Genomic DNA, 20,043 nt, shown 5'->3' with positions numbered 1-20,043 from the left:
TGGATCAAGAAAGTTGGCATAACATGAGAATTATTCTTTCCAGTAGACCGATGAAACAAATAGGTTTACTCATCAGCTGTTTGATTCTTTTGCTGGCATTTATAATCAGCATAGCTATTGGTCAAACGTCCATACCTTTTTCGTCAATCTATGATGCTATTTTTCATTTTGATGCTGCTAATAAGGAGCATGTCATTATTCGAACATCTAGATTTACAAGAGCTGTGATCGCTACAGTAGTTGGCGCAAGCCTTGCCATTGCGGGTGCATTAATGCGAGCATTAACAAGAAATCCTTTAGCAGCTCCTGATATTTTAGGTATTAATGCAGGGGCCATATTTTTTATTGTCAGTGCTATTACTCTTTTTTCCGTTCAGTCTTTAATGAGCTATATGTGGATTGCCTTTTTAGGGGCAGGTGCAGCGGGAGCAATGGTTTTTTTCCTAGGCTCATTAGGAAGAGATGGGTTAACACCGATAAAAATAGTATTAGCTGGTGCAGCGATTACAGCTCTATTTGTCTCGTTTACGCAGGGGCTTTTAGTCATCGATGAACAAGGTTTACAAAGTGTCCTGTTTTGGTTAGCAGGTTCTGTATCGGGGCGTAGTATTGAAATGCTTGTGCCTGTCCTACCGTTTGTTTTAGGAGTGACAGTTGTGGCAATATTTATGGGGCGTTCAATCAATATTTTACAATCAGGAGATGATATTGCCAAAGGATTAGGACAACGAACAATGATCACGAAAATCTCGCTAGGCATAATTATTATCATACTTGCAGGTAGTTCAGTAGCTGTTGCAGGTTCAATAGGCTTTATTGGCTTGATTGTCCCTCATATGGCGATCCATCTTGTTGGCACGGATTATCGCTGGATTATTCCCTACAGTGCCGTGTTGGGAGCAATATTGCTACTGTTGGCTGATATTGCGGCAAGATATGTGATTATGCCATTGGAAATGCCGATTGGTGTCATGACTGCCTTAATCGGAGCTCCTTTCTTCATTTATATTGCACGAAAGGGGTTAGCAAAAAATGCCTAATTATGTGACAGTACGAACGAAATCTAATCGTATATCTTTTCAAATTGCTAAAAGATCGGCTTGGATACTATTACTATTAAGCTTATTATTAGTCATCATAACGGTTCTGGGTTTATCTGCTGGTAGTGAGTTTATTCATCCAGTGACAGTGGTGAAAGAATTGATGGGCTATGGGAATGGAGATTATGATTTTGTCTTACATACATTAAGGCTCCCGCGTGTCTTAATGGCCTTATTAGTTGGTGCTGCGCTGGGAGTTGCCGGTTTAATTTTACAAGGAATTATTCGTAATCCTCTTGCTGCCCCAGATATTATTGGTGTAACGAGCGGAGCATCGATGGGTGCAATTATTTTTATCGTGTACTTTATGGGATCAGTCAGCATTCAATTTTTACCGTTAGCTGCTATATTAGGTGCTGGTATTGTCTCCTTCATCATTTATCTACTGTCATGGAGAAAAGGAGTCACACCCATTCGCATGGTATTAATTGGAATTGGCATCTCAGCCTTAGCAAAGGCAGTTGTGACGATGCTGCTTGTGATCAGTAATGTAGCCGCTACAACGAAGGCTTATTTATGGCTGACAGGTAGTTTGTATGGGGCTAATATGCAGGATGTCTATTTGCTATTACCATGGCTAGTCATTTTAGTGCCACTAACATTTATTTTAGCAAGAACGGTGAATGTGAAGGAATTAGGCGATGAAATAGCGATAGGGCTAGGCGTAAAAGTACAAGTGTATCGTGTACTTTTTCTACTCATTAGTGTAATGCTAGCTGGTTCTGCAGTAGCTTTTGCTGGTGGCATTGCCTTTGTTGGATTAGTGGCTCCTCATATGAGCAGAATGCTTGTAGGGCGTTCCTTTGCAGGATTAATTCCTGTGGCAGCTATTATAGGTGGAATCATTGTCATTGTAGCTGATATTGTGGCACGCACAGCCTTTTTACCAAAGGATTTACCTACAGGGGTCTTTACTGCTGCAATTGGCGCACCATTCTTTATTTATTTATTATTTAGAACGCGCAATCAATAAAGCTCCATGTTAAAAAGTTAAAAGCGGGAGAAGAAGGTGACAGGATTTTGAAAAATGTCTTAGAAGCACAAAATTTACATGTAAGCTATGGAGAAAATCTTATTTTAGAGGATTTGAATCTTCAAATACCAAAAGGAAAAATTACAGTACTAGTTGGGGCCAACGGTTGTGGAAAATCTACACTACTTCGGACATTTGCACGACTACAAAAAGCGAAGTCGGGTGAAATTTTTTTAGATGAGAATAAACTAGAGGCCATTTCAACGAAAGAGGTGGCGAAACGTTTAGCTATTCTGCCGCAGGGCCCTGTTGCACCAGAAGGATTAACTGTTCAGCAATTGATTAAGCAAGGTCGTTATCCACACCAGAGCTGGTTAAAGCAATGGTCTACAGAGGATGAAAATATTGTAAACAATGCGCTTGCAGTAACGCAAATGACTGAATTTGCCGATCGTCCAGTAGATGCATTATCAGGTGGTCAGCGGCAGCGTGTATGGATTGCTATGACATTGGCTCAAAAAACAGATCTTATTTTACTAGATGAACCTACAACTTATTTAGATATGGCTCATCAAGTAGAAATTTTAGATTTACTATTTGATTTAAATGAAAATGAAGGGCGTACCATCGTTATGGTATTACATGATTTAAATTTAGCCTGTCGCTATGCCCATCATATTGTGGCGGTGCGTAATAAACAGGTTTATGCCCAAGGGAAGCCAGAGGAAGTGGTGACAACAGAGATGGTCCAGACTGTTTTTCGTATGGATTGTACCATTATTAAAGACCCGCTCTTTGGTACACCTTTATGTGTGCCACATGGCAAGGGGCGAACAGTTCAATCAGTGGAATTAGAGGAGGTAGGGATCTGTTGAGCCTCACACTGTCAGCTGAAGAAACATCAGTGTTACTAAGAGACTATCGATTGGCGATAGAGCCTGCAGTAGATGCTACATACTCTTTATATGCTAAAAATTTATTGGACAATGAACAAGCTCTAGATTATTTACAAAAAATTGCCCATTTCTTTCAATCGCCCTCTATCCTAGTTACGGCATCGTTATTTGCGAAGCGCTATAGTGTCTTAACGATAGCTTCAGCATTCTATGCTATGTCCAGATACGATAAAGGACTACATTGCAGAATTGAAAATATGTGGGTAGAAGCGGAATATGCAAAACCTTGGCTTCCTACTATTCGGCTAATTGATCGCACAGTGTCAATACCTACTGAAGACCGTGAAAAATGGCGTGATGAGGTTCTTAGAGAAATCTTTGCGAATAATTTAGCGAAGGTTTGGCGGTCATTAGCGAAAATAAGTAAAATCCCAAAAACAATCTTATGGGAAAACACAGCTATTTATGTGAATTGGCTCTATGAAACAAAAATAGGGGAAGGGGCCAGCGAGCAAGAAAAGGCTCGTATACAAGAGGATTATCACTATATTGTAAACCTAGCACCAGGCTCCATTTTTGGAGAAAGGAAAAATCCTTTGACGAACTACTGTGGTCCTAAAGTGAAAATTATGGAATCGGAGCAACCTGTACGCTTGAGAAAAACATGTTGTTTCTATTATCATACCTCTGATGAAGCAAATGATTTTTGTATCTCCTGTCCAAAAATAAAAAGATGATCATAACACAAAATCTCTAACCACCAAAAGTGAGTAAACACTTATATCATTTCATAAGTGTTTATTCACTTTTATGTTGATCATCAATACCTGCCAATAAATAAGGAATTACAGGTTTGATAAATTCTTCGGGTTGTATCTCCTGATTGCTAGTTCGCCATTCTATAGAAGCCCCATAGATTCCCCAGCTTAATATTACAGCAGTCATTTTTAGCGCTTCGTTCTCTGTCGCTGCATTTTGTTTCAATAACATTTTGTAAAAGATAATTTCAAGCTGCTCTCTAATAATTCGAGCAATTGTCTCTTCATAGCCTCTATGACAACGATTAGACAATGACTTTTGAAAATTAGTTATCGCTTTAAAGAGAATAATGAAAGCGCCTTCATTAAGTTCGTTATACTGTAGAAAGTCATCATTCAAATTAATTAATAATACTTCTGACAGTACCTTCTCTAACAAATCATATATATCTTCAAAGTGATAATAAAAAGTCGCACGATTAATCATGGCCTCTGTCGTAATATCCTTAACCGTTATATCCTTGAACTCTTTTTTACTAGAAAGTGCAATGAAAGAATCCATGATTAATTTACGAGTCCGTATAACACGAAGATCTGTCTTAGATGAGGTCATTACTTAGCACTCCTTTTTAAACAATTTCTAAAAAGTGTTGTATAAACAACAATTCAAATAAATTATTGGTTTAATGATGGTTTTATTATGAATAAAATACAACTGTAAGGCAAATAAGAGAGTTATATATTTATTCTTAACGAAAGTAAGAAAAGGGGATAGTCAATTGAAGAATCATCCAATGGTTTGTGATTTAGAGACAGGTGTATGTGGAGTAGCTAGCGAGGATGAATTGGGGATGATTGATTTTAATCAACCAAAGAAATCCGTTGAAGTATACTATGTAACTGATCCAATATGTTCTCATTGTTGGGCACTCGAACCCGTTCTTCGACGTTTTATAGAGCAGTACGGACACTATTTTAACTTTCATACGATTATGGGAGGATTACTAGAAAAATGGGGTGATGGTCCAGTAGACCCTGCAAATGGAATATCAGGACCTGCGGACGTGGTAGGACACTGGAGAGAAGTTGGAGAATATTATCGCATGCCAATAGATGGAACAGTGATGATGAATAATCCAGTGCAATCATCCTATCCGCCATCTCGTGTTTTTAAAGTGATTCAAAAAAATCAGCATGATGCTACAGCATTTGAATATTTGCGCAGAGCAAGAGAAGCGTTATTCATATTTAATCAAAATATTGCAGAGGAATCCGTTATGATTGACATTGTAAATAAGCTGGGGCTTGATGGAGGGGCTATTGTACATGAATCAGAACAAACAAGCGGGCAACAGTTATTAAATGAAGATTTTGATCTTGCAAGAAATCTAGGCGTAAGAGGATTTCCAACTATTATTATGATGAATGAGGATAATAAAGGCTTAAAAATTGTTGGTGGACGTCCATTTGTAAACTATGTGGAAGGACTAAAACAAGTTCTCAATTTTGAAGAGCTGCAACCAAAACAACAGCCATCTCTTTTAAGCTTACTTGAAAAAGAAAAACTTCTATTTTCCAAAGAAATTGAAGTCATGTATGATTTGGAAAAGTCAGAGGCTATAGCTTATGTGAAAAAAGAGCTTTCATCAGATCAATATGAAATGAAGGAAATGCTCGGTGAATGTTATATTACTACTAAATAATGAGGAGAATGGCAATGACATACGTATTACAGGTAGATTTTAAATTGGATGGACCATTTGGTGATGAGATGGCAGAAGCGTTTTCTGATTTAGCAAAAAGTATTTATGAAGAGGAAGGACTTTTGTGGAAAATTTGGACAGAGAGCCCTGAAACAAACGAAGCAGGCGGCATCTACCTATTCGAATCTAAACGCACAGCTGAACAATATATAGAAATGCATTCCAAAAGGCTAGCTGAATTTGGAATCACTACTATCAACGCAAAAATCTTTGCTATCAATTCAAAACTGACTGAAGTCACGAAGGGTCCAGTAAAACAATTAAAAAAAGCTGATGCATAGTAGAATTGCTTGCTAAATCAAAGGAGTCTAATTTCTAATTAAGAAGTTAGATTTTTCTATATTTAAGGATGAATAAATATTCAGAATATTGTGAGGTTGAACCAAATATGTTGTAGCGTTTACAATAGTTTTATAACACGTTTATGGTATAAAAACATGAATAATGTGAGTGTTATTCTATTTAATGCTCAATACTTCAAAGCTTTTATAATAGTCCTATAACAGAAGGAGGGATGAGATGTTGAATGAAAACAACATATTTTTGCTTGTATAGTAGTACAACAATTGATAAATAAATGTTTCTTATAAACACTATTTTAATTGTTGGAATGCAAAATACATAAATTATTGAGATAAAAAGAGATGAGGTTTTAGAAAAAAATGAAAAAGTATTCTGTTGCTACATATTTTTCCTTCATTATTCCTTCTTTAATTGGTATCTTTCTATTTATGACCCCCATTTTAACGGAAGAGGGATGGAAAGTACCCATTGCCATATTAGCTAATGTTTTAGCGGGGTTAGTGGCTCCAATCATTAGCTATTTTACAATTGGAATGTTTGCCATTTCTGCAATTGGTGCACTCATAGCGAAATTTATACCACGTAAAAATGCTAAAGAACCTAGTATTTTATATACATTGTTTTATGTTAATTGGTTTTGGACAATTACTCGTATTATCGGTTTAGCCTTTGCTTCAATGGTGGTCTTCAATTTTGGACCTTCTGCCATCAATAATGAAAATACGGGTGGACTCCTAATGGATCCAAATGAGGGGCTTGTGACGTTTTTATTTACCATTTTTTTGTTTGCAGGTTTCCTTTTACCATTTTTAACAAACTTCGGTTTACTTGAATTTTTCGGGACAATGATGGTGAAAATTATGCGGCCACTGTTTAAAAGTCCAGGACGTTCTTCAATTGATGCTCTTACGTCATGGGTTGGAGATGGCACAATAGGTGTGTTAATGACCAGTAAACAATATGAGATGGGGAACTACACAAAAAAAGAAGCTGCGGTTATTGCCACAAGTTTCTCAGTAGTGTCCATCACATTCTGTATCGTTGTATTGGATACTGTACATTTGGCACGCTATTTTATTCCTTATTATTTGACAGTAGTACTTTGTGGAATTGTATTAGCCATTATTATGCCTCGAATCTATCCCCTTGCGAAAAAGGAGGACACGTACATAGATGGGACACCAGTAGATTATTCACGTGAGAAATTACCAGAGGGCTATAATTCTGTCTCACATGGCTTAGAAAATGCACTTGCTATTGCGCATGCAAATCGTGATCCTCGACAATTTTTCAAAGATGGCTCTAGAAATGTAATTGATTTATGGGTGGGTGTTGCCCCTATCGTTATGGCTTTTGGGACAATTGCCTTAATGCTTGCTGAATTCACAAGTGTTTTTGTGATTTTAGGTAAACCATTTGAGCCAATTTTATCTGTCCTTGGCTTGCCTGAAGCAGCAGAAGCGGCACAAACAATGGTTGTTGGCTTTGCTGATATGTTCCTGCCTTCTATTTTAGGTGCTGGGATTGAATCGGATGTTACTAGATTTGTCATTGCTGTTGTTTCTGTGTCACAGCTGATCTATATGTCTGAGGTAGGCGGCCTTATTCTAGGTACAAAAATTCCATTGAAATTTTTCGATTTAGTCGTTATATTTTTATTACGTACAATCATTACACTTCCAATTGCCGCATTGGTTGGTCACCTACTCTTCTAACTAAAATGCCAAGTCTTAAATGGACTTGGCATTTTTCATGTTGTTGAAAAAGGTAATATCAACGGTAGAAAATTTCTTAACGCCATAAAAAATGGGGAGGTAACTGGTATTGGTAGGGACGTTTCACTCCTTTTCCATTACTCTTGGCGAAATCGATCTACAATACGGCAACCTAGCAAAATATATGAATATGCCTTCTGCGTTTGAAAATAGCTTGCATCACAAAATATTATCAAAAAATACTAGTAACTTGGCTAGAGTTCCATTTTTGCATATGTGTCACATAACCACTATGCATATACTGTGGCAAGAGGGGGGGAGGTGAGCTTTTATGAGAATTAACTGGAAGGTTCGTCTTCAACATATTCCATTTCTACTAGGGCTATTTTCATTGTTGCTCTTACTTGCACAACAAGTGGCTGCAATTTTTGGCTATGATTTTACAGGTGTGATGAGTGAACAAATAGCATCTATTTTAAATACAATCTTATCCATTTTTGTGTTAATGGGGGTCATTGTCGATCCAACCACACGGGGCACTAGTGATAGTGAACGTGCCTTAATGTATCGGAGACCGAGATAAAATGAACAAAAAGTGTAATTTTACAACAAGAATAAATATGTTATAATGTTAGAAAATTGATAAAGTGGGGAGGATGATTGAATGTCCCTTGAATTGGAGCGCAGAATTGTGAAGCTCGAGGAGGAAATGGCAGATTTACGTCAGGAGTTGTCAGTATTAAAAGGTTCGCAAAGCACTGAAAAAATTAATACTCTTGATGCCAGACAGTCGATGATCAAGCAATCAGAACCAATTAAACCAAAACCAGTACTGGAGTCGAAGCCTATCCCGACTAAAGTAGCGGAAAAAGAAGTGCAACCACAGCCATCGATGGAGGAACGTGTTATGTGGGCACTTCCAAAAGTATTCATGGTTATTTTAGTAATGGGTGTACTTTGGGGTCTAAAACTTGTCAGTGACTATGGCTATTTATCGGATGGCGTGAAAATCATCCTTGCCTATGTACTATCGGTGGGATTGGCGGTTATTGCCTATGTACTAGAGCGTAGGAAAGTAGGCTCATCGGCTATAACGATTTCTTTATATGGTGGGGCATTTATTGTCGGTATTTTAACAACCGCAGCGAGTGCCATATTATATGAAATCATTGGTCTTATCCCAGCACTAGGCATTACGCTGCTTTATATTGGTTATGGCATTGCCATTAGCTATTTGAAGAAAAATGAAGCACTAACTGTTTTTGTTGCCTTTACATCATTATTACTACCTTACTTACTAGAATATATGGATTTTAGTGCTGTCATTATCTTATTATTTGTGGTCGTATTGTTTGCTGCATTGCAATTAGTTATTTACCAGCACAAGCAAAAAATAGCCCTTTATATCGCCACATTCTTTTCAGTGCTAGCAGTGAGTGTTGTAGCATTTATGAATAGTGATCAGCAAGTAGTTTTTGCACTTGGCTTACTTGTGATTCTAGCAATCTTTTACGCAATATGGTGTTTACTGTATAACGCACAATCCAAATGGAAGCCACTTCACATCGGACTCCAATTTTCTTTAGGCTCATTTAGTTTATTACTGCTGAACCTGATCATTCGTTCTCTTGAAAATGGAGAAATGCTACTCTTCATTTTAATGGCTTTATTTGGCGCTGTAGCCTTTTATAGCTATCGTCAAAAATGGCAGGAAGTATTGGATAGTGCTGTGACACTCATGTTTATCGCCTTCTGTAATATGATACTTCTATTGAATATTCCGAATAAAGTGGATGATTTATTGTATCCTTTGATTGCATTTGCAGGCGTGATGATGAGCTTACGAATACGTGCAAGTATGATGAAGGTTGTTACTTCACTTTCCCTTGTGATGACATTTACACTAAACTATGTTTTCCATGAACCAAGTCCATTTTTCAGCATCGATCATTTAAGCTTATTTATGCCAATCATCTATTTCATCATTATTTATTTATATGCAAGACGTCCAAAAGAGACACTTTCACCTTTTGAAAAGGTCATGAAGGATTTGTATGTAATCGATATTTTAGCAGTGGTCACAGCTGGCTATTTCTTAGCCTATATTAGCAAGCTAGATGCCGTATACTTTACAGCAACAAATGGCATTCCATATATGGTGTGTATCGTATTAGCTGCCTTATTTACTGGTTCTTTATTTGTAGAGGAAACTTACAAAGGACGTGCTTTAACGCCAGTACTTGGCGCATTTTTCCTACTAGTCTCCTTGATGATTAGCACTAGAGTGACAATGTTGGAAAGCTTAAACAGTATCACTAGATTAATTTATATAGCAGTGATTGTAGCGATTGTCGCTGATGTGCTTGTAAAAGGAATTATTTATCGATTGTACGAGGACCGTCTGGGGAAATATGTGGACGCCATTGTAAGTACGGGTATCGTGCTCACGATGATTTCGATATGGGGGCTGATCCATCAGTTCACGTTTAACAACGCCCTTGATTGGAAGCTAAGTATCGCCCTTACAACTATTACATTATTCTTAACAGCTAGTGTTTCACTATGGATTAGTTCCACACAACATTTAAAAACATTGCGCACAACAGGCTTTATTATTTTAGTTATCGCATTTATTAAGCTAATTTTCTTTGACTTATCTGCCCTTGATTTATTAATTAGAGCTATTCTATTTATTACCATTGGTGGTATTGGGATGTTGTTGTCGGGTAGGTTGTTGAGGAAAAATGATTGAAGTTAGTGTGTATAGGTATCAGTAAATGGTAACCATAAAAATGTCAAAGCGTAGTTTAAACAGCGCTTTGACATTTTTGTTATAAGTTCCTCATCTCAGAACAATTAACGATTATCATATAAGCAATTACTAACAAAAAAAGTTTTCCTTATGAAATTATGTAAGACGAAAAACAGCCATACAAAAAATTCTCATGGCTGTTTTATATGGCGCGTTAATTTTCAATCATACTTGTTTCCTCAGTCCAGAAAAGATTATCTTTTACGTTTGGAGTAGGGTAATCTGATGTTTCTGTTTCAGGTACAACACCTGGAGGTAGAGGGGTAGCAGGTCCTCCATATGTGATACTAGTACCTCCACTTGAGGATATATTATTTGCAACTACAATACCTGTAATATTTCCCCCTCCTTTCAAATTAATAGTGGCATTCGGTGCAATTATATATTGCCCATTAGTTTGCATGCCTCCACTAATTTCTATGCTTCTACCTCCTGAAATAATATTTCCGTAGATAGCTGCTCCTGATGTTAAAACCATGTTTGAGCTTTTATTTATAATAGATCCAGCTATTTTTGAGTTAGCATTAAGATTTATTGTAGATGATCCTTGATGATAAATATTTAATTGAGATGGATTCCCATTTTGGTTGAAGGGGCCAATGAAATTACTTATATTTTTTGCATATATATTTAGCTTCCCGTTCCCTTTAATAAAAATTTTCCCGTTTTTAATATTCAAATTATCTATATAAATATCAACCTCCTTATCTCCTACATCAATTGTGAAATCATTACCTGTATCCACAGTGAAATTTCTAAACTTAATACTTGAAGATCCTGTAGAAAGGTTTAATGTATATTTTGGATCTCTCCATGTATGGGGAGCGTTATAGTTTCCTTGATTGTCAATAACATCATACGGATTCCATTGATTTCCTATTGTTTGTTTAGATGCATAAGATATATTGTTTGCAGCTAAAAACTTATCATCTGGAAAAAATGTAGGGGGTAGATAACTTTTCGGATCGATATTCAACTTCGGAACGGTAGTATACGAAAGCCAGTGATCCGCAATTATATTATTTGGATTTTCTAAACTTATATCTCCATTAACTTTTGCTCCACCTTTAAGTGTAAAAGTACCATTTTGCAAACTTACATTTCCTGTAACAGAACCACCCTCTGTAATGGAGATATTTCCTGAAACAATTGAAGCATAGCCATCAGGGAAGCTACCAGGTGGTTGTTCATTATTATTTTCACCAGTGCCATCACCACTATCACCGTCCTCCGAAAACGGAAGACGAGGTTCAATTTCGATTTCTTGCGTTACCTCCCGTTCTTTGGCACCATCAATGCTGCCCTTTGATACAATATTAATTCGATAAAGCAATGGTGTTCCATCTGCTGGTAATTCAGTATCTAATGTAATGGAAGCCACTTTTCCAGTCGAAATGGCATGTGATTCTAGTATAGAAGGGGCATTTTTAAACGCTTTAAATTCACTATTTAAAATTCTTCTGTATTCAGCCTCAGCCTCAGCCTTTTTTAAACGAGGAAGCTGAGGTCGAGTGTTTTTTCTTCTTGTATTTTCACTATCAATCCATTCCGTAATTTGCTGATAGGACCTACTTTGAATTTCTGTTAATTCTTTTTTTACTTCTAATTTCGCTAAACTCATCCCCGCCTCAGCAATATAAAAGACAGCCTGATCTTTTCTCTCGTAGTCTACTTGTTTTAGACTGTTAGAAGAGACACTGAGTAAAGAAATACCAAGGATGGAGATAATCACAACTAAAAATAATGCAAGGGCAAGTGCTGAACCTCGTTGATTTTTAATTTGTTTACTCATTATTTTCCTCTCCTTTGAGTAATATCTGTTGTTGCTGTTTGACCGTCTTCACTTATAATTTCAATAGCCCCTCCACTGATCGTAAATGATGATATTTTATATGCAATGACTTCTTCCCTACCATTTGAATTTCGAATAATTTGATTATTTTCTAATCTATAAGTTGATACAACTTCCTCACCTAACAGTAATGAGTGTAATTCTGTCGGAGGGTCTGTTGTATCATCAGATTCTGTTATAAGGTTATCACTTTTTCGAAAATCCTTCGTAATTACTTTTAATGCAAAAGATAAATCCTTAATATCGCGATTATGTGTACTTTGCTCAAGTTGTTGCTTTGTAGCAGATGTTACAATACTAATACTCAGCATGGATACGACGGCAAGAATAACAACGACTGTGAGCACTTCAAATAATGTAAGTCCTTTACTATTTAGGAGCCATTTCATCTTATTTTGCCCCCCCAAGTATATACACATTTTCCATTGTAGCTTTACTATCTGTACTGTTTTCAATAACTTCTAGATGTACATAAACCGCATTTTTATAAGCGGTATCTGCAGGAAATGTTTCTAATATTAAATAGTAAGTAAAACGATCTTCTTCATGTGGTAGATATTTATACACTTGGTTAGTGGGTAGAGAAGATGAGGACGTTTTAGCATTCTCTTCATCTAATTCATAGCCACCTGCTAAATCTTCATAAGTAACAGCTCCGCCAGACGCATTATAAATCTCCTCCATCTTTACTTGTGCCGCATAAGTAGCATCCATAATATCATTTGACTTATGTGTTGTTTTATTTGACTGAACGAGCAAGCCAAAAAATGAAATTAACACAATGCCTATTATTAAAAGGGCGGCAACAACTTCGATCAAAGTCATGCCTTGATTGTTTTTAAGATATTTTATCAAAATCAATTCCCTCCCTATATTACTATTGATATATCAATAGTTTGGTCTATGTTGAGTAACCGAAAAATATATTGTATGTCTATATTTAGCTCTATTTTGTTTTATTGATTTATTTTACAGTATCTTTGTCCACTCCTATGATCATGTAGACCTCACGGAGGAACGCTTTATCAATAGATTGACCTCTAACAAAGCTTTCATCATTTGGTGTTCATAATCATAAATTTCATAAAAAAGTGTGTAAAACCTCCTAAATATCATAATTATTTTTAATGCTAAAGATATAGTTAACTTCAATTTATTATAAAATAAAAATTTCTTAATATGTAAGTAAGTTCAAAAAGATAATGAATTATAATAGTTAATTAAGGCTATTATAACAAATTTTAAATATGTATCGAAAGAAATTTAAGGTTATGTGTAGTTCTTTATGGCTAATCATTGAATTATTTTTGAATTTTCATGTGAAATATCTAGTCAAAATCGGAACAAAGTTGCATTTTGGTAGTGTCAGAATACCATAGTTGTAGTATCATTTGTATATAAATAGAAAAACCACTAAGTTAAATAAAGGATGATGTGGATGAAAACATACATAAAAATAATTAGCTTGTTTTTGGTAATTGTTCTAATTGTGGGATTTTTTGTTCCATCATTTGTGCTAAATGACACGGTTTTTGCTAAAGAAGGTCCCGAATCTTCCACCATTGGAGGTATTGAGATCCATGATGTGAAAACAGCAGATTTAGCCACAACTTTACAAAATGCAATCTCAGAATGGCAAGGTGCCGAAATGGAAATTGTTAGTGATGGTATAGCCAAAACCATTGACTCGAAACAATTTATTTTTGATCCATCAGCAGCTATTGCTCAGTACGAAATGCTGACAAAAAAGCCTTGGTATGCTTTTTGGCAAAAAGAAAAAGTAGTTCATATTCCCATTCCTGTTACCGTCAATGAAGCAATTACGCAGCAAATAGATGAAGCAGGTGTTTGGGATACAGATAAAACACTCCAGAAACTAATCTTACAAGCCAGCTATTTGAAGGAGCATAATGTTGAAGCCGTTATCAATGAAGGTTCCATGCAAACCGGGGAAAGGATTGCCTTTCAGATTGCCGAGCTACCAGCAAATAGTCAAGGAGTAGCGAAAATCATTCCGTTATTAAATGATGTAAATCTAGTTCCAAATCAATCAATCTCGTTGCTTACACTTTTAGGTGAACAGGCTGGGGTTGTCAATGATGCAGGTTTAGATTTTGTGGCATCAATGCTATATAGTGTAATTCTTCAAACGGATTACGAAATTTTAGAAAGACACTCTCAGGAAATAAATCCAAGCTATTTGCAACAGGGAATTGAGGCAGATATCAATGCAGCATTAGCAAAAGACTTACAATTTATTAATCGGTCTGAGCAGCTCGGTAAACTGAAAGCATCTATAGAGGGTAATCAATTAAAGATAGAAGTTTTTGCAGCCGCGCAAGACAAGGACATAACTGTACGTGTTAGCAAGGATAAAATTGTAAAGCCCCGCATTATTTATCGCTACTCGAAGGAGTTAAAGGCTGGACAAGAAAGAGTGGATCAAGAGGGTAAAGAGGGTTCAAGAGTCGAAGTTTATCGTTCCATTGTAGAGAACGGAGCAACAGAGGAACAATTCATTAGTAGAGATTATTATGCACCTCAAAATCGAATTGTTACGCGTTCTTCGCAGGAGCCTGTTATCATCACAACGCCTACTCAGAACGTAGGAGCGGGTGCATCAGATCCTGATTTAGAAGTGGATTTAGATGGCAATGGCTTACCTGATATGAAACCTTCAAAACCGGAGGAAACAAAGCAAGAAGATGGACCAGAAATTGTGTATGGCTACTATGATAAGGGTGGTAATTTTGTACAAACAAGTCCATAACGATTGGAGGTATGTTTATGGCAATGAAGCCAGGGCGTAAACGTTTAGGGGATTTACTGGTGGAATCAGGTGTTATCACAGCTGACCAGCTAGAGTACGCATTAACTACTAAGATGAAAAATGAGAAGCTTGGAGATTTCCTTATCAAAGAAAATTTCCTAACAGAGCAGCAGCTTATTGAAGTCTTAGAATTCCAGCTTGGTATCCCTCATATCAGCCTGAATCAGTTTTCAATTAGTCCCGAATTATTACAGCTAATTCCAGCGGAGCTTGCAAAGCGGACAAATATTATGCCGATTCGCAAAGAAAAAAATAAATTGTTTATTGCAATGGAAGACCCGATGGATTATTTTGCCATTGAGGAAGTTCGTATGACAACAGGCTGTCAAATCGAGACAAGTATTGCGGCTAAAGATGATTTATATCGGACGATAACAAAATACTATGATTTACAGGAATCAATGGATGCGGCCATGTTGGATTTGGCTGCCACAAGTACAGAAACACAAGAGGAAATCGAGAATGAAGATTCACCTATTGTTCGTTTAGTGAATCAAATTATTGCGAATGGTGTCGCACAGCGCGCTAGTGATATCCATTTTGATCCACAAGAAACAGAGCTTCGTGTGCGCTATCGGGTAGATGGTGTGCTACGTACTGAGCGATCCTTGCCAAAGCACATGCAAAATGTCGTATTGGCTCGTATTAAAATTATGGGGAATTTAAATATTACAGAAAATCGTATTCCGCAGGATGGACGTATTAAAACCAATGTTAATTTTAGACCTGTCGATATCCGTTTAGCTACACTCCCTACAGTCTATGGTGAAAAGGTAGTTATGCGTATTTTAGATTTAACCAATTCAGCCAATGATATTGATAAATTAGGTTTTAGTGCAAGTAATGAAGCACTTTTCAGGAAAATGATAGCCCATCCAAACGGTATGATGCTGATTACTGGACCAACAGGCTCAGGTAAGTCCTCTACGTTATATGCAGCACTTTCTCATTTAAATGAAGAAGGCGTCAATATTATTACGGTTGAGGACCCAGTCGAATATCAGTTAGATGGTATCAATCAGATTCAAGTAAAAGAAGAAGTTGGCTTAACATTTGCGGTAGGGTTACGATCGATTTTACGACAGGACCCCGACATTGTAATGGTAGGGGAAATTCGTGATCTTGAAACAGCTCAAATTGCTATCCGTGCTTCACTAACAGGCCATTTAGTATTAAGTACACTGCATACTAATAGTGCCATCGAATCTATTTCAAGGCTCCATGATATGGGGATCGAGCCATTTTTATTATCCTCTTCTCTTGTAGGAATCATGGCGCAACGCCTTGTACGAAAAGTTTGTCGTGATTGTGCTGAACCATATATATTCACTTCTCGTGAACTTGAAATACTTGAGGACAATGGGGTGGAGGGCGTAACACATGGTAAAAAAGGGCGTGGATGTCCTGCCTGCAATCATACTGGCTACAGAGGACGGATGGCGATTCATGAAATCCTCCCTGTTGATCGCCAAATAAAAGATATGATTTTAAATCGTGTTGGTGATCGCGTCCTCCGTGATTATATGAAAGAAAAAGGTTTCCATACCCTATTAGTGGATGGATTACAAAAGGTTGTAGCAGGCCAAACAACCACATCAGAAATATTACGTGTTGCAAGTGCAGACTAGGGGTGAAAAAATGACAGCATATTCAATCGTTGAATTATTAACACGTGCATTTGAAGAAAAAGCATCTGATCTTCATTTAACAAAAGGTATTCCACCGGTATATCGTATCCATGGGCAGCTGGAGCAATATGGCACAGTCCCACTTGAAACAGAGGATTTGAAGGAAATGGTAAAGGTCATTCTTCCTGTCCATAAACAACAGGAATTTGAGGACAAGGGAGAAACGGACTTTAACTTTTCATTGCCTGGGAAATGTCGATTCCGTGTCAATGCATACCATCAACGAAATGAAGTGACGATTGCAGCTCGTTTAATTGAGGCTAAAATTCCATCTATTGAAGCACTCAATATGCCACAGGTGTTATATAAGCTTGCGGAAAAACCACAAGGCTTAATTTTAGTAACTGGCCCAACAGGCTCAGGGAAATCAACTACCTTGGCAGCAATGATAGATCATATCAATGAAACTAGATCTAAACATATTATTACGTTAGAGGATCCAATTGAATATTTGCATACACATAAGAAGTCTGTCATCAATCAACGGGAGATTGGTGTCGATACAATGAGCTTTGCCAATGGTTTACGAGCATCGTTGCGTCAGGACCCAGATATTATTTTAGTTGGGGAGATGCGAGATTATGAAACCATTTCAACGGCTATTACGGCTGCTGAAACAGGGCATTTAGTCATGGCTACACTTCATACAAGTAGTGCACCAACGACGATCGACCGTATTATCGATGTATTTCCACCGCATCAGCAGAGTCAAATTCGTGTGCAGCTTGCGAATGTACTACAAGGTATTGTTTCTCAGCGTTTATTTGTACGTAAGGATGTAAAAGGGCGTATTGCTGCGACAGAAATTTTAGTACAGGCACCTGCTATTTCAAATTTAATTCGTAACGAAAAAATTCACCAAATTCCAAGTGTGATGCAGACAAGTAAAGCATTAGGTATGCACACATTGGAGTATTCCATGCAACACCTAATTACGACAGGTAAAATTTCTCTAGAGGATGCAAGACCATATATGAACGCTGGTGATTATAGTTGACGATATTTCGTTATAGTGGTCGTACCAAAACAGGAGCACCTAAAAAGGGCATTATCGAGGCACCGAATAAAAAGGTAGCCATGGAAAAGCTTCGAGCACAAGGAATTAATGCACGAGAACTTCAGGAGTCAAATAGCATTTTACATAAAGATATTGCTTTTGGGACAAAAGTAAAGCACCAGGAATTTGTTATTTATTGTCGACAATATGCGACATTAATTCGTGCTGGCGTTCCCGTCGTTGAAGCGACCCATATTTTGGGCGAGCAAACACGGAGTAAACCACTAAAGCGAGCATTGATGCAGGTTGAAGAGGATATTCGAAATGGTATGGCATTTTCAGATGCAGCAGGCAAACACCCAAAAGTGTTCCCATTGCTATTTGTTAATATGATGCGTGCTGGTGAGGCTACAGGGAACGTCGACGATACATTAGATCGTCTTGCAAGCACACTAGAGAAGCAATACAACATTAAGAAAAAAATTCAATCTGCCATGACCTATCCAGCAATTTTATCGCTTTTAACACTAGTGGTTGGTATGTTTTTAATGGTGTTCATTGTGCCAACCTTTATGGATGCATTTAAGGAAATGAATTTGGAAATGCCGTTAATAACGGTCATTGTAGTGGGTATTAGTGATTGGCTCATTCAGTTTTGGTACCTTGTAATTTTAGGGCTATTGGTATTAGTAGTGGGCCTACACTATTTCTATAAAAATAATAAAGAGTTTCATTATGCCGTCAATGTATTTTTACTGCGTATGCCAATCTTTGGACAGCTATTGCAAAAGGATATTATCGCTAGAATGACAAGAACCTTGTCAACACTCTTTAGCAGCTCCGTACCAATCTTACAAGCCTTAACAATTGTCGAAAAGGTTGGTGGTAATCCGGTAATGGGTAAAGTAGTACTGGAAGCGCGCGATAATTTAGAAAAGGGTGGCACATTATCAGAGCCACTTGAAAAAAGCTGGCTCTTTCCACCACTCGTTACACAAATGACCTCAATTGGTGAGAAAACAGGCTCCTTGGACTACATGCTTGAAAAGATCGCTGATTTTTATGAAGAGGAAGTAAACCGTGCTGTCGATACCATGAAGTCACTCATTGAGCCTTTAATGATTGTGGTACTGGCTCTAGTTGTAGGAGTCATCGTTTCGGCTATATTCTTACCAATGTTCCAACTATATGAAAATATGTAATGTTTACAATATTGATATGGATGCCCTTTTGTTCCGCTTAATGGGAAATATCTACTTAGATTTGCTAACAAAAGGAAGCGGCAAGTAGGTATCTTCATGGTTAAGTATTAAAGGAGAGACTGGACATGGAAATTAGGGTAAAGAACGAAAAGGGCTTGACATTAGTCGAGTTATTGGCAGTCATTGTTATTCTAGCTATCGTTGCTGCCATTGCAATTCCAGCAATAAGTAATGTCATTGATAATTCACGTTATAAGGCATTAAAGGCAGATGCCATCAATGTTATTCATGCCGCACAGTTTTATTTTATGGAGCATCCAACCGCTGATCAATGGCAAATCGTCGAAGTGGAAAAATTAGTATCCGACGGGTATCTAGACAGTGCCGGTAAAATATTAGAGGCAGATAAAGAAGGTCAGAGTGCCAATGTCCAATTTATCGAAGGCACCTACTACTTCAATGCACATGCGATTTATTACAGCAATGGAAAATATATAAATTTTGATAATGCCACCTTACAGCATATTGCAGACGATATTCGCAAGGGAAGCAAAGGAACAGGTGGCAAATGTATTGGGCGAGATTGTGCAGCTTCGCCATAATGTTCAGAAGCGCGTGTACACACACTTCATATAAAACTATTAAGGAGGATTTCATTATGTTAAAAAAATGGAAAAATAAAAAACTATTGAAAAATGAGAAAGGTTTAACATTAGTTGAACTATTAGCTGTAATTGTTATCCTAGCAATTATCGCAGCAATCGCTGTACCTGCAATTGGTAATATTATTAATAAGTCGAAGGACCGTGCAATTTTAGCGGAGGCATCAAATATTCTTTCAGGAGCAAAGATTGCTTATATTGATGGTGCATGTACTGATGGTAAATGTAATGCTGCTGCATTAAAACAATTTGTAGATGGTATTGATCTAAAGGACACAGCAGCAGAGTATGATGGAAAAGAATGGAAAGTGACATATTATAGATTCTCAGACATTAAAACTCCTGGCCTTAAAGTAGAGAAAACAGTTAATGAAACCAAACTAAATGAATTATTAACAAAAGCAGGGGGAGATGTGAGTCAAGAAGAAAAAGAAGAGTAATCAGTCCTCCCAACCCACTCAGAAGCGCAAGTAAATTTGCGTTTCTGGCTGG

19 protein-coding genes are annotated in these 20,043 nt (G+C 37.2%); 15 read left to right on the top strand and 4 right to left on the bottom strand.

What is annotated here, in order from left to right; all coding sequences use genetic code 11:
- Positions 1-23 precede the first annotated feature (23 nt).
- Genes RCJ95_RS04215 through RCJ95_RS04200 form a run of 4 tightly spaced genes read left to right on the top strand, consistent with a single transcriptional unit; the run spans position 24 to position 3,706 of the window.
- Positions 24-1,040, top strand: a complete 1,017-nt coding sequence (locus RCJ95_RS04215; protein ID WP_221680438.1) for a FecCD family ABC transporter permease — start codon at positions 24-26, stop codon at positions 1,038-1,040.
- Complete coding sequence (locus RCJ95_RS04210) at positions 1,033-2,073, top strand: FecCD family ABC transporter permease (RefSeq protein ID WP_221680439.1); 1,041 nt, start codon at positions 1,033-1,035, stop codon at positions 2,071-2,073. Before RCJ95_RS04215 ends, RCJ95_RS04210 begins: the two co-directional genes overlap by 8 nt.
- Before the next feature lie 47 nt (positions 2,074-2,120).
- Positions 2,121-2,948: an ABC transporter ATP-binding protein gene (locus tag RCJ95_RS04205; RefSeq protein WP_221680440.1), complete on the top strand. Its 828-nt coding sequence runs from the start codon at positions 2,121-2,123 to the stop codon at positions 2,946-2,948.
- A complete protein-coding gene (locus RCJ95_RS04200) occupies positions 2,945-3,706 on the top strand; it encodes an IucA/IucC family C-terminal-domain containing protein (protein WP_221680441.1) in 762 nt (253 codons plus the stop codon). The genes RCJ95_RS04205 and RCJ95_RS04200 overlap by 4 nt, the downstream gene beginning before the upstream one ends.
- Positions 3,707-3,767: 61 nt before the next feature.
- Here RCJ95_RS04200 and RCJ95_RS04195 read toward each other — a convergent pair whose 3' ends face one another.
- Positions 3,768-4,340 (bottom strand): TetR/AcrR family transcriptional regulator, encoded by a 573-nt coding sequence (locus RCJ95_RS04195; protein WP_257521348.1) that lies wholly within the window; start codon positions 4,338-4,340, stop codon positions 3,768-3,770.
- Between the two features lie 166 nt (positions 4,341-4,506).
- Between RCJ95_RS04195 and RCJ95_RS04190 the strand changes: the two genes are divergently transcribed.
- From RCJ95_RS04190 to RCJ95_RS04170, 5 genes are all read left to right on the top strand, one after another.
- Positions 4,507-5,430, top strand: a complete 924-nt coding sequence (locus tag RCJ95_RS04190; RefSeq protein WP_313150398.1) for a DsbA family protein — start codon at positions 4,507-4,509, stop codon at positions 5,428-5,430.
- Positions 5,431-5,444: 14 nt separating this feature from the next.
- A complete protein-coding gene (locus RCJ95_RS04185) occupies positions 5,445-5,771 on the top strand; it encodes a monooxygenase (protein ID WP_004225776.1) in 327 nt (108 codons plus the stop codon).
- A 381-nt stretch (positions 5,772-6,152) separates the two neighbouring features.
- Positions 6,153-7,508 carry a YjiH family protein gene (locus tag RCJ95_RS04180; RefSeq protein WP_446721933.1) on the top strand — a complete coding sequence of 452 codons (1,356 nt, stop codon included), beginning with the start codon at positions 6,153-6,155 and terminating at the stop codon, positions 7,506-7,508.
- 331 nt (positions 7,509-7,839) lie between these two features.
- The gene (locus RCJ95_RS04175) at positions 7,840-8,091 is read left to right on the top strand and encodes a phage holin (RefSeq protein ID WP_274772055.1); all 252 of its coding nucleotides are present in this window, start codon (positions 7,840-7,842) and stop codon (positions 8,089-8,091) included.
- Between the two features lie 81 nt (positions 8,092-8,172).
- Complete coding sequence (locus tag RCJ95_RS04170) at positions 8,173-10,260, top strand: DUF2339 domain-containing protein (RefSeq protein ID WP_446721932.1); 2,088 nt, start codon at positions 8,173-8,175, stop codon at positions 10,258-10,260.
- Between the two features lie 214 nt (positions 10,261-10,474).
- Here the strand turns inward: RCJ95_RS04170 and RCJ95_RS04165 are convergent, their stop codons facing one another.
- The 3 genes from RCJ95_RS04165 to RCJ95_RS04155 are packed head-to-tail and all read right to left on the bottom strand — an operon-like array spanning position 10,475 to position 13,027.
- A complete protein-coding gene (locus RCJ95_RS04165; protein WP_446721931.1) occupies positions 10,475-12,112 on the bottom strand; it encodes a DUF7305 domain-containing protein in 1,638 nt (545 codons plus the stop codon).
- The gene (locus RCJ95_RS04160; protein ID WP_313150406.1) at positions 12,112-12,561 is read right to left on the bottom strand and encodes a PulJ/GspJ family protein; all 450 of its coding nucleotides are present in this window, start codon (positions 12,559-12,561) and stop codon (positions 12,112-12,114) included. Before RCJ95_RS04160 ends, RCJ95_RS04165 begins: the two co-directional genes overlap by 1 nt.
- A gap of 1 nt (position 12,562) precedes the next feature.
- The gene (locus RCJ95_RS04155; protein ID WP_313150407.1) at positions 12,563-13,027 is read right to left on the bottom strand and encodes a type IV pilus modification PilV family protein; all 465 of its coding nucleotides are present in this window, start codon (positions 13,025-13,027) and stop codon (positions 12,563-12,565) included.
- 583 nt (positions 13,028-13,610) lie between these two features.
- Here RCJ95_RS04155 and RCJ95_RS04150 point away from each other — a divergent pair.
- The 6 genes from RCJ95_RS04150 to RCJ95_RS04125 all read left to right on the top strand — a co-directional run bounded on the left by RCJ95_RS04150 (position 13,611) and on the right by RCJ95_RS04125 (position 19,991).
- Positions 13,611-14,942, top strand: a complete 1,332-nt coding sequence (locus RCJ95_RS04150; RefSeq protein WP_446721930.1) for a G5 domain-containing protein — start codon at positions 13,611-13,613, stop codon at positions 14,940-14,942.
- 17 nt (positions 14,943-14,959) lie between these two features.
- Positions 14,960-16,630, top strand: a complete 1,671-nt coding sequence (locus RCJ95_RS04145; RefSeq protein ID WP_370635348.1) for a GspE/PulE family protein — start codon at positions 14,960-14,962, stop codon at positions 16,628-16,630.
- 10 nt (positions 16,631-16,640) lie between these two features.
- Positions 16,641-17,687 (top strand): type IV pilus twitching motility protein PilT, encoded by a 1,047-nt coding sequence (locus RCJ95_RS04140; protein WP_221680454.1) that lies wholly within the window; start codon positions 16,641-16,643, stop codon positions 17,685-17,687.
- Positions 17,684-18,889 carry a type II secretion system F family protein gene (locus tag RCJ95_RS04135; protein ID WP_446721929.1) on the top strand — a complete coding sequence of 402 codons (1,206 nt, stop codon included), beginning with the start codon at positions 17,684-17,686 and terminating at the stop codon, positions 18,887-18,889. The genes RCJ95_RS04140 and RCJ95_RS04135 overlap by 4 nt, the downstream gene beginning before the upstream one ends.
- A gap of 125 nt (positions 18,890-19,014) precedes the next feature.
- Entirely contained in the window at positions 19,015-19,491 is a 477-nt protein-coding gene (locus RCJ95_RS04130) for a prepilin-type N-terminal cleavage/methylation domain-containing protein (protein ID WP_054550585.1), read from the top strand.
- Between the two features lie 56 nt (positions 19,492-19,547).
- Positions 19,548-19,991, top strand: a complete 444-nt coding sequence (locus RCJ95_RS04125; RefSeq protein WP_446721928.1) for a prepilin-type N-terminal cleavage/methylation domain-containing protein — start codon at positions 19,548-19,550, stop codon at positions 19,989-19,991.
- The last annotated feature ends 52 nt before the right edge of the window (positions 19,992-20,043 follow it).

The sequence above is a fragment of the Lysinibacillus sp. BSL11 genome (assembly GCF_052928325.1).
Note: the sequence above shows the minus strand (reverse complement) of the source record. Positions and strands in the feature narration are given on the sequence as shown.

Coding starts and splice junctions, on each gene's coding strand:
- RCJ95_RS04140 (WP_221680454.1), top strand. CDS start 16,641: ATGACAGCATATTCAATCGTTGAATTATTAACACGTGCATTTGAAGAA.
- RCJ95_RS04145 (WP_370635348.1), top strand. CDS start 14,960: ATGGCAATGAAGCCAGGGCGTAAACGTTTAGGGGATTTACTGGTGGAA.
- RCJ95_RS04130 (WP_054550585.1), top strand. CDS start 19,015: ATGGAAATTAGGGTAAAGAACGAAAAGGGCTTGACATTAGTCGAGTTA.
- RCJ95_RS04215 (WP_221680438.1), top strand. CDS start 24: ATGAGAATTATTCTTTCCAGTAGACCGATGAAACAAATAGGTTTACTC.
- RCJ95_RS04185 (WP_004225776.1), top strand. CDS start 5,445: ATGACATACGTATTACAGGTAGATTTTAAATTGGATGGACCATTTGGT.
- RCJ95_RS04180 (WP_446721933.1), top strand. CDS start 6,153: ATGAAAAAGTATTCTGTTGCTACATATTTTTCCTTCATTATTCCTTCT.
- RCJ95_RS04175 (WP_274772055.1), top strand. CDS start 7,840: ATGAGAATTAACTGGAAGGTTCGTCTTCAACATATTCCATTTCTACTA.
- RCJ95_RS04170 (WP_446721932.1), top strand. CDS start 8,173: ATGTCCCTTGAATTGGAGCGCAGAATTGTGAAGCTCGAGGAGGAAATG.
- RCJ95_RS04160 (WP_313150406.1), bottom strand. CDS start 12,561: ATGAAATGGCTCCTAAATAGTAAAGGACTTACATTATTTGAAGTGCTC.
- RCJ95_RS04195 (WP_257521348.1), bottom strand. CDS start 4,340: ATGACCTCATCTAAGACAGATCTTCGTGTTATACGGACTCGTAAATTA.
- RCJ95_RS04165 (WP_446721931.1), bottom strand. CDS start 12,112: ATGAGTAAACAAATTAAAAATCAACGAGGTTCAGCACTTGCCCTTGCA.
- RCJ95_RS04150 (WP_446721930.1), top strand. CDS start 13,611: ATGAAAACATACATAAAAATAATTAGCTTGTTTTTGGTAATTGTTCTA.
- RCJ95_RS04210 (WP_221680439.1), top strand. CDS start 1,033: ATGCCTAATTATGTGACAGTACGAACGAAATCTAATCGTATATCTTTT.
- RCJ95_RS04125 (WP_446721928.1), top strand. CDS start 19,548: ATGTTAAAAAAATGGAAAAATAAAAAACTATTGAAAAATGAGAAAGGT.